This window comes from Kitasatospora sp. NBC_01246, assembly GCF_036226505.1.
GTDB lineage: Bacteria > Actinomycetota > Actinomycetes > Streptomycetales > Streptomycetaceae > Kitasatospora.
Genome location: NZ_CP108484.1, coordinates 3440902 through 3454035 on the forward strand (window position 1 = coordinate 3440902; position 13134 = coordinate 3454035).

Below are 13134 nucleotides of genomic sequence, written 5' to 3' on the forward strand. Positions count from 1 at the left end.
TTCCCGTGTCACCCGTGCGGGCACATGGCCCGATAGCATCGCCCACCGGGGCAAAACGGTCAGCTACCCGGGCGGTTGAGCGGTCGAGCCGGTTATTCGGATGCCCGGTTTCCTTTCTGCACGGAATAATCCGTTCATGGCAGAGCACCCCGAGCCCACCGCGCCCGACTCCGTTCCCGGCCTCCTGGTCACCGAGCGGCTGTTCCTGCGACCGCCCCGGGAATCCGACCTGGACGCGATCTTCGAGGCCTGCCAGGACCCGGAGATCCAGCGCTGGACGGTCGTTCCCAGCCCGTACCGCCGCGAGGACGCGGAGTACTTCGTCAACGACCTGGCCGTGAACGGCCGTCGCACCGGCGAGAACCTCGTCTGGTGCGTGGTCGAGCGCGCCGGTGGCGCCCTGGTCGGCACCCAGGGGCTGGTCCGCGTCCCGGGCAGGCCGGGGACCGCCGAGGTCGGCTGGTGGGCCACCCGGGAGCACCGCGGCCGCGGGTACACCGTCGAGGCCGCCCGCGCGGTCGCCCACCACGCGATCACCGAGCTGGGCCTGCGCCGGCTGGAGTGGACGGCGTACGTGGGCAACGAGGGCTCCCGCGCGGTCGCCGAGAAGGTCGGCTTCCGCTTCGAGGGCACCCTGCGCTCGTACGCCGAGCAGCGCGGCGAGTTCCGCGACTCCTGGGTCGGCGGGCTGCTCGCCACCGACCTCGCGGACTGAGCGGCCCCGTACCCCGACTCCGAGGCCCCGCCCCGCCGCCACACCCCGCCGGCGGCCGCCGACCACGCCCCGGCACCCGGTCCTTCCGGGCCGGGGCGTTGTCGGTGCCGCGGTCTACGCTCGCCGACATGACCGTCATGACTCCCGCCACGACCCTCGGCGCCGACGAGGCCCGCCGGATCGCCCTGCGCGCACAGGGCCTGCTCGGCGCGCCGGACCGCCGGGGCGGCGTCCGCGGAGTGCTGCGCCACCTCGGCGCCGTCCAGCTCGACACCATCTCGGTGCTGGCCCGCTCGCACGAGCTGGTCCCGTACGCCCGGCTCGGCGCCGTCGGCCGGCCCGCCGTCGACGCGGCCTACTGGGCGTCGGGAGCGAGCTTCGAGTACTGGTCGCACGCGGCCTGCATCCTGCCGATCGAGGAGTGGCCGCTCTTCGCGTTCCGCCGCCGGCGCTACCGCGAGCGCGCCCACGTCTGGGGCATGCAGGTGGACGCCGCCACCTACCGCTCCGTCCTGGCCAAGCTGCGCGACGAGGGGCCGCTCACCTCGACCGAGCTGGGCGGCGCCAAGAAGACGGCCGACTGGTGGGACTGGTCCGACACCAAGATCGCGGTGGAGCGGGCCCTGGCCTTCGGCGACGTGGTCTGCACCGAGCGCCGGAGCTGGAAGCGGGTCTACGCGCTGGCCGAACAGGCCATCCCCACCGAGCTGTTCGAGGCGGAGCCGACCGACGAGGAGTGCCTGCGCACCCTGGTCGCCCAGGCCGGCGCCGCGCTCGGCGTGGCCACCCGGGCCGATCTGCTCGACTACCACCGTCTGAAGGCCGAGCAGCTGGACGCGGTGCTCGCCGACTCCGGCCTGGTCCCGGTGCGGGTCGCGGGCTGGGGCCCGGCCGGCGCCCCCGCCGCGGCCTGGGCCGATCCGGCCGCACTCGCCACCGCCCCGCGCGGCCGGCACCGCACCACGCTGCTCTCGCCGTTCGACTCGCTGATCTGGGACCGCTCGCGCACCGAGCGGATCTTCGGCATGACGCACCGGCTGGAGGCCTACACCCCCAAGCACAAGCGGGTGCACGGCTACTTCGCGATGCCGCTGCTGGCCGGCGGGCAGCTGGTCGGCCGGGTCGATCCGGCCCGGGCGGGCGGCACCCTGGTGGCCCGTCAGGTCTCGCTGGACTCCGCGCGGCACGTCGGGGCGCTGGCGACCGCGCTGCGCGAGGCGGCCGCGTGGGTGGGCTGCGACAGCGTCCGGGTGGAGACGCTGCACGACGAGGCGTTGCGCCCGGCGCTGGAGAGGCTGCTCGCCGACTGAGCCGGCACCGGGCCCGCGACGGGCTCCGCCGTCACCCTATTTCGAGGATCTTCTCCCGCATCGCGTAGACCACGGCCTCCATCCGGGAGTGCAGCTGGAGCTTCTCCAGGATGTTGCGCACGTGGTTCTTCACGGTGTTCTCGCTGATGAACAGCTCCTTGGCGATCTCCCGGTTGTTCATCCCGGTCGCCACCAGCTTCAGCACTTCCAACTCCCGGTCGGTCAACCGGGGTGCGGGCACGAGGTCCCGGTCGTCGGAGCGGCGCTGGATCATCGACTTGAACTCGGTGAGCAGCTTGGAGGCCATCGACGGGCTGATCTGCGACTGGCCGTCGGCGACCGCCCGGATCGCGGTGGCCACCTCGTCGGTGGAGATCTCCTTGAGCAGGTACCCGGTGGCACCCGCCTTGATCGCCTCGTAGAGGTCGGCTTCCTCGTCGCTTATCGTCAGCATGATGATCTTGGTGCTGGGGGCCACGTCCTTGATCGCGGTGCAGGCCTCGATCCCGCTGCGACGGGGCATCCGAACATCCATCAGAATGATGTCGGGCAGCAGGTCGGCGGCCTTGAGCACGGCCTCCGCGCCGTCCCCCGCCTCACCGACGACGGTGATGTCCTCCTCCTCGGCGAGCACGATCTCCAGGCCGCGGCGGAACAGCGCGTGGTCGTCCACCACCAGGACGCGGATCGGCTCCCTCCGGCGCGGGGCGTAGTCGAGGTCCTCCCCCGACCCTCGCGCCACCCCCCCGACCGGCCCCGCACCGGGCCCCAGCCCGAAGTGATCCCCCATCCGCTCCTCCCCCGTCGCCGGTCGTCGTTCGCCAATCATTCCACGCCGCAGGCGTCCTCCGGTCACCCTCCGATGCCGATTCCCTCGCACCGGGTGACCTCCCGGCGCCCGGAATCGGCCGGTCACCGGCCCGGACCGGCCCGGCACCCGCTCCGGAGCAGCCCCGAACGCCACGGAACACCCCCGAACGCGTCCGGAACGCCCCCCGAACGCCGGTGACCCCGGCGGCAGCGCCACCGGGGTCACCACTCCCACACCGCTCGGACGGTCAGTCCTCGTCGTCGGCGCCGCCGATGGCGCCGCCGGCACCGCCACCCGGCCCGGTCGTTCCGTCGGCCTTCAGGTGGATGACTCCGTAGTGGTAACCGTGCCGGCGGTAGACGACGCTCGGCAGGCCGCTGTCCTTCTCCACGAACAGGTAGAAGTCGTGGCCGACCAGTTCCATCTCGTAGAGCGCCTGGTCCAGCGCCATGGGGGCGGCCGGGTGGGTCTTCTCCCGGACCACCAGCGGGCCTTCGCCCTCCACTTCCAGGGATCCCATCATGGTCTTGCGGACGGCCCCGTTGGTCTCGTTCTCCGGCTTGGTCGTCTCGGGCAGCGCGGCCAGGGCCGCGGTCGCCTCGGCGACGCTGATGGGAGTACGGCCGTTGCCGCCCTTGTGCACCCGGCGCCGGTCCGCGGACTTGCGCAGCTGCGCGTCGAGCTTCGCCGAAGCCAGGTCGAGCGCCGCGTACGGGTCGCCGGCGGCGGCCTCGGCCCGGATCACCGGACCGCGGGTACGGAGAGTGATCTCCACCCGCTCGGACCGGTCGGCCTGACGCGGGTTGTGCTCCTTGGACACCTCGACGTCGAGGCTGATCACCTTGCCGTCGAACTTCTGGACCTTCTCCAGCTTCTCGGCCACGTGCTCGCGGAACCTCTTGGGCACCTCGGTCTTGCGGCCCTTGACGACGATGTCCACGCAGAACTCCGATCCCTCGTGCTGACGCCGATCCGGGTGCTACCGGATCGGGCTGAGACCCAGCCGGACCAGCCAATTCGCTGCTGACCCTCCACCTCCGCCGCGAGCGACGAAAGCGACTGGCCCTCACCTCACTTCCTCCCCACCAGGGACGGTTGAAACCCCCTGGAGCCTCATCGAACACCTCACACGGGGTTTTCGCCTCCCCAAACGGGAATACGGGTACGACCCGAGGCTGTGGGCTGGCGGTCAAGCTGTTGCACCCTGTCTACCCTCTTGCGAGTGAAGCATGGGTAAATACCTGGACAACACCCCCCGTACGGCGCATCCTGTGCTCACTCTCCGTGCCTGCCGCCGCCAGGAGCAGCCGTGCCGCCCACCGCCGTCCCCACCCGTCCACGGTCCGCCCAAGGGCCGTTCGGCCACGCACTGGCCAGTCTGCTGGAGGTGCTGCTGCCCGCCCGCTGCGCCGGCTGCGGCGCCGACCGCACCCAGCTCTGCCCGGCCTGCCGGCACGCCCTGGCCGCCGCCCGGCTCGGCCCCACCGCGCTGCCCTGGGTGCACGCCGCCGCCCCGTACGCCGGGCCGGTCCGGCAGCTGCTGCTCGCCCACAAGGAGCGCGGCGCGCTGCACCTCGCCGGGCCGCTCGGCGAAGCACTCGCCCGGGCCGTGCGCTCCTCGCTCGGGCCGCGCGCGGGGCTGAGCCCGCTGCTGCTGGTCCCGATGCCCTCGGCCCGTTCCGCCGTCCGCGCCCGCGGGCACGATCCGACGCTGCGGCTGGCCGGCGCGGCCGCCCGGTCACTGCGCCGGGCCGGAGTGGACGCCAGGGCGGCGGCCCTGCTGCGGCACACCCGGCCGGTCGCGGACCAGGCCGGCCTCACCGCCACCGAGCGCCGGCGCAACCTGCACGGCGCGCTCACCGTCCTGCCGCGGGCGGACCGCCGGCTGACCGGCCGCCGGCCGGTCCTGGTGGACGACCTGGTGACCACGGGGGCCAGCCTCGCCGAGGCCGCTCGGGCGCTGGCGTCGGCCGGGCTCCCGCCGAAGGCGGCCGCCACCGTCGCGGCCGCCGTCCCGCACCGGCCCGCCGGCCGGGTACCCCACCCCTGCGGCGGGCCCCGCCCCCGGTAGCCCCGGACCAGCTCGGACGAAGCCGGGACCGGACCGCCGGCTCAGCCGGGATAGCTGAAGCGGGACCGGACCGCCCGCTCAGCCGGGATAGATGAAGGAGGACGCCCGGAAGTTCAGGACGAGCTCACGCCACTGGCTGTTGACCAGCCGGTAGATCTTGCCGTCGGTGCCCTGCCGCGCGAGCACCGGCGGAGCCTGGTCCATGGTGTCGGCGGGCGCCTCCGAGGCCTGGGCCGAGGCCATCCCCTCGCCGCCCTGGGGCGGGGCCTCGCTGCTCTGCGAGCCGTCCGTACTGATGTAGTGCAGCTGCTGGAGGCGGCCCTTCTCCTTGCCCAGCACCAGCAGCTGGTCGGCCTCCGCCCAGGACACCGAGGAGACCTCGGTGATCGCGGGGGCCACCCGGCGCAGTCCGGTGATCCGCGCGGTCGGGGCGTCCTTGGTGCCGCCGTGCACCACCAGACCGAGCCAGAGCGACTGCGCCCCGCGCTGGTCCTTGAACACCAGGGCGATCCGGACGGCGTCCGAGGAGATCTTGAGGTCCTGCAGCACCTGCCCGTCGGGGCTGTCCACCGGCACCGTGACCGGGGGCTGGTTGCCGCGCACCATCACCACCCGCCGGTTCTGCGGGTCGCGGTCCACCACCCAGAGGTCGCCGCGGCCGTCCCAGCTGGGCGAGGTCAGGCCGTCCTCGTCCTTCTGCCCGGTGCGGACGGGGGTGGTGAGCACCGGCTCGGGCATGGCCTGCACGCCGTCCGCCAGCGGCACCGTGTAGAGCTGGTGGCCCCTGCCGCCGATCGCCGCGGCCCGCTCGCCGTCCCGGGCCACCGCGATCGTGCCGAGCGGGTCCCGGCCGGCCGGTTGCGGACGGCCCAGCGGGCCGCGCACCGGGTTGCCGTCGCCGGTCTCCTGAGCCTCGGTCAGGACGCCGTTGTCGGCCCGCTGGAAGAACTGCCGCTGGGAGCCGGCCCCGGTCAGCGCGCCCGGTCCGGTCTGCGGGAGGTCGCCGCGGGTCGCCTGGCAGCCGCTGTTGCGCGGGCCCTTCAGGTCCAACTTGTCCACCTGCCCCTTGCCCTGGTCGGCGAGGGTGTAGAAGAGCTGCGTGGCCATCCGCTTGCAGAGCATCGCGCCGCCGAGGTCGACACCGGTGAGCACCACGTGGGCGGTGCGGGCCTCGTCGACGCTCACGCGCTCGACGGCGGTACCGGTCGGGAAGGCGCTCCGGGCCACCGGCGAGAGCCAGTCGGACGGCCCGGCGACCACGGCCCTGGCGGCCGAGGTCAGCGGGTCTATTCGGCGCCGGAGGTAGATCGGGTCGGCGATCAGCACGGCCGGGGAGCGCAGCGTCGCGGCCGCGGACGGGTCGTCGGCCGCGTAGAAGAAGCGGTCCACCTGGCGGTAACTGTTGCGGAAGTTGGTTTCGTTGATGAGCAGGCCGTCGGGCAGCGCGTCGATCCGCCACTCGCCGCTCTTCTTGTCCCGGACGAACGAGAACTGGAAGTCCACGTCCTTCTGGCCGTCCAGGAAGGTGTACGAGTGCTTGGCGTCCACCTCGGCCACCACCATGCCGGACACCGGGACGGCGAAGGAGGTGTCGGCCTCGGTCAGGGTCTGGACGGGCAGCGACGGGGTCGCGGAGAGCACCTGGATGCGCTCGTCCGGCTTCCACCTCGCCGCCGCCTCCTCGGTGAGGTACATCCGGGCGGTGTCGTAGCTCTCGTCCGCCGTGACGGCGTCCAGGAACCCGGCCAGCAGGTCGCGCGGCTTGGCGCCCTTGTCGGGCGCCTTCGGGAAGACCCTGACCTGCAGGTTCTTGTCCACCGAGTCCTGCGCCAGTTCGACCTTGCTGACGCCGCCGGAGTCCGGCATGGCCGCGCAGCCGCCGGCCAGCAGGGTGCCCAGCACCACGCCGGCCACCGCGGCCAGCCGCGGCTCAGTCCCGCTCGTCCCTCGCACGCTGCGACCCCTCCGTGTCCGTCCCGGCCGTGCCGTGCCCGGCCTCCGCCAGGCCCGGTTCCGCCGTCCGCTGTGCCACCGACGGCCAGCCGGGCGTCGGGTCCACCATCACCTGGGCTCCGGTGGCACCGTACCCGGCGCCGGCGGTCCGGACGTCCGAGGGGTCGGCCCGCGGGCCCTGGGGCAGCCGGCTGGTGCCCAGGCCCGGGCCGATGCTCAGTACGCCGCCGAGGCCGCTGCCGAACCCGCTGCCCCCGGAGCCCTCCGGGGTCTCCGGGACGGCCGGCTCGTCGGTGGCGGTCAGCGCGGTGGCGCCGCCCGGCCGGATCGCCCGGCGGTACGGCACGCCGTACGAGCCGAGGCCCCGGTTGTTGCGCGAGTCCTCCGGCTCCAGCCGGAACGGTGCCCGGTTGATGTCGCCGCCGCGGGTGCGCGGCAGGGTGAGCCGGAAGTGCGAGCCACCGCCGGGCTCGCCCCAGGCCTGCAGCCAGCCGCCGTGCAGGTGCGCGTCCTCGACCGCGATGGACAGCCCGAGGCCGGTGCCGCCGGTGGTACGCACCCGGGACGGGTCGGCCCGCCAGAAGCGGTGGAAGACCCGGGACGCCTCGCCGGGCTTGAGCCCGATGCCGTAGTCGCGCACGCCGACCGCGACGGCGCCGTCCGCCGAGCCCAGCCGGACCACGACGTCCCGGCCCTCGCCGTGCTCCAGCGCGTTGACCACCAGGTTGCGCAGGATGCGCTCGATCCGGCGGGAGTCGACCTCCGCCAGCACCGGTTCGCCGTCGCCGCGGATCACCACGGCGCTGCCCTTGGCCTGGGCCAGCGGGTCGGCGGCCTCCACCACCCGGGTGACGATCTCGCGCAGGTCGACCGGCTCGGCGTCCAGGATCGCGGCGCCGGCGTCGAAGCGGCTGATCTCCAGCAGGTCGGCGAGCAGCGACTCGAAACGGTCCAGCTGGCCCTGGAGCAGCTCGGCCGAGCGGGCCGCCATCGGGTCCAGGTCCTCGCGGCTGTCGTAGATCAGGTCGGCGGCCATCCGGACGGTGGTCAGCGGGGTGCGCAGCTCGTGCGAGACGTCGGAGACGAACCGCCGCTGCACCCGGGAGAGCTCCTCCAGCTGGCGGATCTGCGCCTGCAGCGCGTTCGCCATCCGGTTGAAGGACTCGCCGAGGCGGGCGATGTCGTCCGTCCCGGTGACCTTCATCCGCTCTTCCAGGTGGCCCGCGGCCAGCCGCTCCGAGATCCCGGCGGCCATCCGGACCGGGGTGACCACCTGGCGCACCACCAGCCAGGCGATCCCGCCCATCAGGATCACCACGAAGACCCCGGCCGTGGCGAGGGTCCCGGTGACCAGGTCGAGGGTGTCCGTCTCCTGGCCGAAGGAGAAGATGTAGTACAGCTCGTAGGAGACGCCGTTGGGGCCGGTGAACTGCATGCCGATGGCCAGTCCGGGCTCGGTCCGCCCAGCGCCGTCCACGCGGTGGATCCGCGTCGGCTGGTCGAAGATCTGGCCGGGCTCCGCCGAGACCCTGGCCCGCAGCGTGTCGGGGATGCTGACCGGCGAGATGTCACCGGTGTAGCGCGGTCCGAGGCCGGCCGTCTCCGGCGAGACCGTCTTGCCGCCGCGCACCACCGCGATCACCGAGTAGACGTTCTGGCCGCTGGCCGCGAGGTCGCCGACCTGGTTGAGCAGCCAGGTACCGGTCTCCTCGACGGCCTGGTCGGCGGGTGCGCCGACCTTGAGCCGCAGGTCCTTGGCCTCGTCGATCTTCTTCTGCTCGGTCTGGAAGCCGGCCCGGGCCTGGCTGTGCGCCGAGTCCCGCTTGGTGCCCAGCAGCCCGTTGCGCACCTGGGCCACCACCACCACGCCCAGGACCAGGACCACCACGACGGAGAGCATCAGGGTGGCCGCGACCACCCGCAGCTGGATGGAACGGCGGTACAGCGCCGAGACCCGGTGCAGGGGCCGGCGCAGCTGACGGGTCACCGGCGCGAGCAGTGCGGCGGGCCCGCGACGGCGGCGGCTGCGCGTGGTCGAGCTCAGCACGTCGCCGCGCACGGCGGAGTCCCCGTCGGTCGAGGACTCCGACGGGGTGTCGTCAGCCTGGTACGTCACGTCAGCTGGGTCCGGCCTTGTAGCCGACGCCACGGACGGTCACCACGATCTCGGGACGCTCCGGGTCCTTCTCGATCTTGGACCGGAGCCGCTGGACGTGGACGTTGACCAGTCGGGTGTCCGCCGCGTGGCGGTAGCCCCAGACCTGCTCCAGCAGCACCTCCCGGGTGAACACCTGCCAGGGCTTGCGGGCCAGTGCGACGAGCAGGTCGAACTCCAGCGGGGTCAGCGGGATGCCCCGGCCGTCCCGCTTGACGGAGTGGCCGGCCACGTCGATCACCAGATCGCCGATGGTCAGCTGCTCGGGAGTCGGCTCCTCGGCACGGCGAAGTCGGGCACGTACCCGGGCCACCAGCTCCTTGGGCTTGAACGGCTTGGTGACATAGTCATCGGCACCCGATTCCAGACCGACCACGACGTCGACCGTGTCGGTCTTCGCGGTCAGCATGACGATCGGGATGCCGGACTCCGCCCGGATCTGCCTGCAGACATCGATGCCGTCCCGTCCGGGCAGCATCAGGTCCAGCAGGACCAGATCGGGCTTGGTCTCCCGGAACGCGGCTAGTGCCTTGTCCCCATCCGCGACGAAAAACGGCTCAAAACCCTCACCACGCAGCACAATGCCGAGCATCTCGGCCAGTGCGGAGTCGTCATCAACGACGAGGACGCGTCCCTTCATGCGTCCATCTTCTCATTACCGGATTGTGACCTGCCGCACAGCAGTCCCTTTGCTCCAGAACGGCCAAGTGGCAGCCCGGCGAATTCCGGCCATACCGGACGAATGACCTGGCCCGAACCGGCCCCTCCGGCCCCACCGGTCACCCCCGGGCCGCGTCCGGACCGCGTCCCGCCCGCCCGACGGCCTCCCGTTGCCGTTCAGCAACCGGATACCCCTGGGGGCCGTCCGACCACCATGGCACGATGGGCGCTGCGCGCGGGTGAAGATCCACCCGGCCCCGCGAACCCTGACGCCCCTCCGAGGAGCAGTGATGACCGACACCCCGGGCTGGGCCTCGCCCAGCTCGTCCGAGCCGTCCCGCGACGACGACCGGCCCCCGGCCGACACGTCCGCCGCCGCGCCCGGGCCGTCGGTACCACCCCAGGCCGCGCCCCCCGCCTGGGGCGCCGGCTACGGCGGCCCCGGACCGGGCGGCCCCCAGTACGGCGGCCAGGGCCCGCACGGCCCCCACGGCCAGTACGGCTGGGGCGCCCCGGTCAGCCCCAAGCCGGGCATCATCCCGCTGCGCCCGCTCGGCCTCGGCGAGATCCTCGACGGAGCCGTCTCCACCATCCGCACGCACTGGCGCACGACGCTCGGCCTCTCGCTCGGCGTCGCCGTCGTCGAGCAGGCCGCCGTCACCGGCACCCAGCTGGCCGTGCGGGGCGACACCGGCGACCTCACCCCGGTGATCTCCGCCCTGGTGAGCCTCCCGGTGACCATGCTGCTCAGCGTGGTCGCCGCCGCCCTGCTGACCATGGTGGTGAGCCGCGCCATCCTCGGGCAGTCCGCCACCATCCGCGACGCCTGGCGGGACGCCCGCCCCCGGCTGCTCCAGCTGACCGGCCTCACCCTGCTGACCGCCCTGATCGGCGCCGGCGTGGTGCTGATCGGCTTCGCCCCGATGATCGGCTACCTGCTGACCGGCGCGGACGAACCCGCCATCGCGGGCCTGCTCTTCGTGGTCGGCCTGCTCAGCATCCCGGTCGCGATCTGGATCTGGATCCAGCTCAGCCTGGCCGCCCCCGCCCTGATGCTGGAGAAGCAGGGCGTCATCACGGCGCTCTCCCGCTCGCGCCGGCTGGTCCGCGGCTCCTGGTGGCGGCTGTTCGGGATCAACCTCCTCAGCCAGGTCCTGGCCGGCATCGTCGCCGGGATCATCAGCGTGCCGTTCACGATCGTCGGCCTGGCCCTCGGCTTCGACGACCTCGTCGGCCAGGTCGACGCGGGCGACCCGGCCACCCTGCCCACCGCCGTCCTGATCACCACCGCGATCGCCGGCGTGATCGCCTCCACCGTCACCATCCCGTTCACCGCCACCATCGGCGTGCTGCTCTACGTCGACCAGCGGATCCGGCGCGAGGCCCTGGACATCGAGCTCGCCCGCGCCGCGGGCCTGACCGAGTACGGCGGCACCGGCTGGGGCGACCAGGCCGGCCAGAACCCGGCGAGGCTCTGAACCGGATGCCGAACTGGGGGGAGAGGACGCTGGCGGCGAGCGGCGCCCCGGTCACCGTTCCACGTGACCCGGCCCGCGACGCCGCCCGCGACGAACTGCTCAACGCGGAGTACCACCGGCACGACCCGAGCCTGCAGCAGCGGGTCTACGACTGGGTCATGGACCGGATCGACGACGCGCTCACCACCATCGCCGGCGACGGCACCAGCGGCACCACCGGACTGATCCTCTTCCTGGTGATCGCCGTGCTGATCGCCGCCGCCCTCTGGTGGCGGTTCGGCGCGCCCAAGCGGGCCGCCCGCACCGTGCTCGACGTCTTCGGCACCGCCGGACCGCGCAGCGCCGGCCAGTACCGGGCCGACGCCGAACAGCACGCCGCGGCCGGCCGGTGGACGGAGGCCGTCCGCGAGCAGATGCGCGCCCTCGTCCGGGCCCTGGAGGAGCGCACCCTGCTCGACGCCCGGCCCGGCCGCACCGCCGACGAAGCCGCCGCCGAGGCCGGCCGGGCCCTCCCGGCGCACGCCGACGCCCTCCGCGCCGCGGCCCGCACCTTCGACGACATCGCCTACGGCGACCGCACCGCCGACCGCGCCGCGTACCAGCTGCTGCGCGACCTCGACCAGACCCTGGAACGCGCCCGCCCGGCGTTCGCCCCGGCCGCGGGAGGAGCGGCATGACCAGCCCCACCCCCGGTCCGGCCGCTCCGCCGGCCCCCGGCGGGCCGCCGCCCGCCGCACCGCCCGTACCGCCGCAGACCGCGCCCGCGGCCGGGCCCGCCGCGGCCGGCAGCCTCGCGCCCACCGGCCGCGGCCTCTGGCACCGCTCCCGCTGGTACCTGCTCACCGCCGTGCTCCTGCTGCTCGCCGCCGCCGTGCTGGCCGGGCTCAACCAGGACCGCCGCTACCCCCCGCTCGACCCGCGCTCCTACGACGCCTCCGGCTCCCACGCCGTCGTCGCGCTGCTCCAGCGCCAGGGCCTCGACGTCGACGTCACCGCCGACCTCCCCGCCCGCTCCACCGGCAACGACACCCTCGTCGTCCCCGAACCCGACCTGCTCGGACCCGACCAGCTGCGCGCCCTCGCCGCAGCCCGGCACGGCCGGCTGGTCCTCGTCTCCCCCGGCCCCGCGGCCCTCAGCGCGCTCGCCCCCGGCGTCCGCCCCTCCGAGGAGGGCGGCGGCGCCCCCTACGCCGCCGTCCGCAGCACCGCCGCCCAGTGCGCGCTCACCGAGGCCGTCCGGGCCGGCACCGCCCACCTCGGCGGCCTGCTGTACACCGCCGGCAGCCGCGGCGAGGGCTGCTACCCGCGCGGCCACGGCTACCCGCTGGTCGCCGTCCGGACCGGCCAGGGCACCGACGTCGTCGTCCTCGGCAGCGGTGACTTCCTCAGCAACGAGCTGATCAAGAAGGACGGCAACGCCTCGCTCGCGCTCGGCCTGCTCGGCTCGCAGCCCCGCCTCACCTGGCACCTGCCGGACTACACCGCCCCGCTCGGCGACAGCGTCGGCGACAAGCGGTTCACCGACTACATCCCCGACGGCTGGCGCTGGGCCGCCGTCCAGCTCGGCATCGCGACCCTGCTGGCCGCGCTCTGGCGGGCCCGCCGGCTCGGCCCGGTCATCAGCGAGAACCTGCCCGTCGTGGTCCGCGCCGCCGAGACCACCGAGGGCCGCGCCCGCCTCTACCGCCGGGCCAGGGCCCGGGGCCGCGCCGCCGACGCCCTGCGCCGCGCCGCCGCCCACCGCCTCGCGCCCGTCCTCGGCGTGCCGCCCACCGGCGGCGCACCCGACGCCACCGCGCTCTGCGCGGCCGTCCTCGACCGCCTCCCCGACCGACCCGCCGGGGACGTACGGGCCCTCCTCTACGGCCCGCCCCCGACCGACGACGCCGCGCTGCTGCGGCTCGCCGACGACCTCGACGCCCTCGAAAGGCAGGTACGGAAGCCGTGACCGAACAGGCCACCGCCACCCCCGTCTCCACCC

Annotated in this window: 11 protein-coding genes; 6 read left to right on the forward strand and 5 right to left on the reverse strand. The window is 74.0% G+C overall.

Annotated elements, in window-relative coordinates:
* Positions 1–136: 136 nt before the first annotated feature.
* Together OG618_RS14960 and OG618_RS14965 are read left to right on the forward strand one after the other, a co-directional pair.
* Positions 137–715: a GNAT family N-acetyltransferase gene (locus tag OG618_RS14960; protein ID WP_329487901.1), complete on the forward strand. Its 579-nt coding sequence runs from the start codon at positions 137–139 to the stop codon at positions 713–715.
* A 128-nt stretch (positions 716–843) separates the two neighbouring features.
* Positions 844–2025 (forward strand): winged helix-turn-helix domain-containing protein, encoded by a 1182-nt coding sequence (locus OG618_RS14965; protein WP_329487902.1) that lies wholly within the window; start codon positions 844–846, stop codon positions 2023–2025.
* Between the two features lie 31 nt (positions 2026–2056).
* On the opposite strand, the gene OG618_RS14970 is transcribed toward OG618_RS14965, so the two are convergent.
* Both OG618_RS14970 and hpf read right to left on the reverse strand, forming a co-directional pair.
* Positions 2057–2815, reverse strand: coding sequence for a response regulator transcription factor (locus tag OG618_RS14970; protein ID WP_329487903.1), 759 nt, complete (start codon positions 2813–2815; stop codon positions 2057–2059).
* Between the two features lie 268 nt (positions 2816–3083).
* Positions 3084–3776, reverse strand: a complete 693-nt coding sequence (gene hpf, locus OG618_RS14975; RefSeq protein ID WP_329487904.1) for a ribosome hibernation-promoting factor, HPF/YfiA family — start codon at positions 3774–3776, stop codon at positions 3084–3086.
* Between the two features lie 369 nt (positions 3777–4145).
* On the opposite strand from hpf, the gene OG618_RS14980 reads away from it, so the two are divergent.
* A complete protein-coding gene (locus OG618_RS14980) occupies positions 4146–4907 on the forward strand; it encodes a ComF family protein (protein ID WP_442906796.1) in 762 nt (253 codons plus the stop codon).
* 78 nt (positions 4908–4985) lie between these two features.
* Here the strand turns inward: OG618_RS14980 and OG618_RS14985 are convergent, their stop codons facing one another.
* Genes OG618_RS14985 through mtrA form a run of 3 tightly spaced genes read right to left on the reverse strand, consistent with a single transcriptional unit; the run spans position 4986 to position 9655 of the window.
* Entirely contained in the window at positions 4986–6860 is a 1875-nt protein-coding gene (locus OG618_RS14985) for an LpqB family beta-propeller domain-containing protein (RefSeq protein WP_329487905.1), read from the reverse strand.
* The gene (gene mtrB / locus OG618_RS14990) at positions 6838–8976 is read right to left on the reverse strand and encodes an MtrAB system histidine kinase MtrB (RefSeq protein ID WP_442906797.1); all 2139 of its coding nucleotides are present in this window, start codon (positions 8974–8976) and stop codon (positions 6838–6840) included. The genes OG618_RS14985 and mtrB overlap by 23 nt, the downstream gene beginning before the upstream one ends.
* Position 8977: 1 nt before the next feature.
* Positions 8978–9655 carry an MtrAB system response regulator MtrA gene (mtrA, locus tag OG618_RS14995; RefSeq protein ID WP_030061806.1) on the reverse strand — a complete coding sequence of 226 codons (678 nt, stop codon included), beginning with the start codon at positions 9653–9655 and terminating at the stop codon, positions 8978–8980.
* A gap of 310 nt (positions 9656–9965) precedes the next feature.
* On the opposite strand from mtrA, the gene OG618_RS15000 reads away from it, so the two are divergent.
* From OG618_RS15000 to OG618_RS15010, 3 genes are read left to right on the forward strand one after another with little or no spacing between them, the layout of a single operon-like run.
* Entirely contained in the window at positions 9966–11153 is a 1188-nt protein-coding gene (locus OG618_RS15000) for a DUF7544 domain-containing protein (protein WP_329487906.1), read from the forward strand.
* Positions 11154–11158: 5 nt separating this feature from the next.
* Positions 11159–11830: a DUF4129 domain-containing protein gene (locus tag OG618_RS15005; protein WP_329487907.1), complete on the forward strand. Its 672-nt coding sequence runs from the start codon at positions 11159–11161 to the stop codon at positions 11828–11830.
* Positions 11827–13101 carry a DUF4350 domain-containing protein gene (locus OG618_RS15010; RefSeq protein ID WP_329487908.1) on the forward strand — a complete coding sequence of 425 codons (1275 nt, stop codon included), beginning with the start codon at positions 11827–11829 and terminating at the stop codon, positions 13099–13101. Before OG618_RS15005 ends, OG618_RS15010 begins: the two co-directional genes overlap by 4 nt.
* The last annotated feature ends 33 nt before the right edge of the window (positions 13102–13134 follow it).

Excerpts from the sequence above, each read along its gene's own strand:
- OG618_RS14960 (WP_329487901.1), top strand. The coding sequence starts at position 137 with ATGGCAGAGCACCCCGAGCCCACCGCGCCCGACTCCGTTCCCGGCCTC.
- OG618_RS14965 (WP_329487902.1), top strand. The coding sequence starts at position 844 with ATGACCGTCATGACTCCCGCCACGACCCTCGGCGCCGACGAGGCCCGC.
- OG618_RS14970 (WP_329487903.1), bottom strand. The coding sequence starts at position 2,815 with ATGGGGGATCACTTCGGGCTGGGGCCCGGTGCGGGGCCGGTCGGGGGG.
- mtrA (WP_030061806.1), bottom strand. The coding sequence starts at position 9,655 with ATGAAGGGACGCGTCCTCGTCGTTGATGACGACTCCGCACTGGCCGAG.
- OG618_RS15000 (WP_329487906.1), top strand. The coding sequence starts at position 9,966 with ATGACCGACACCCCGGGCTGGGCCTCGCCCAGCTCGTCCGAGCCGTCC.
- OG618_RS15005 (WP_329487907.1), top strand. The coding sequence starts at position 11,159 with ATGCCGAACTGGGGGGAGAGGACGCTGGCGGCGAGCGGCGCCCCGGTC.
- OG618_RS15010 (WP_329487908.1), top strand. The coding sequence starts at position 11,827 with ATGACCAGCCCCACCCCCGGTCCGGCCGCTCCGCCGGCCCCCGGCGGG.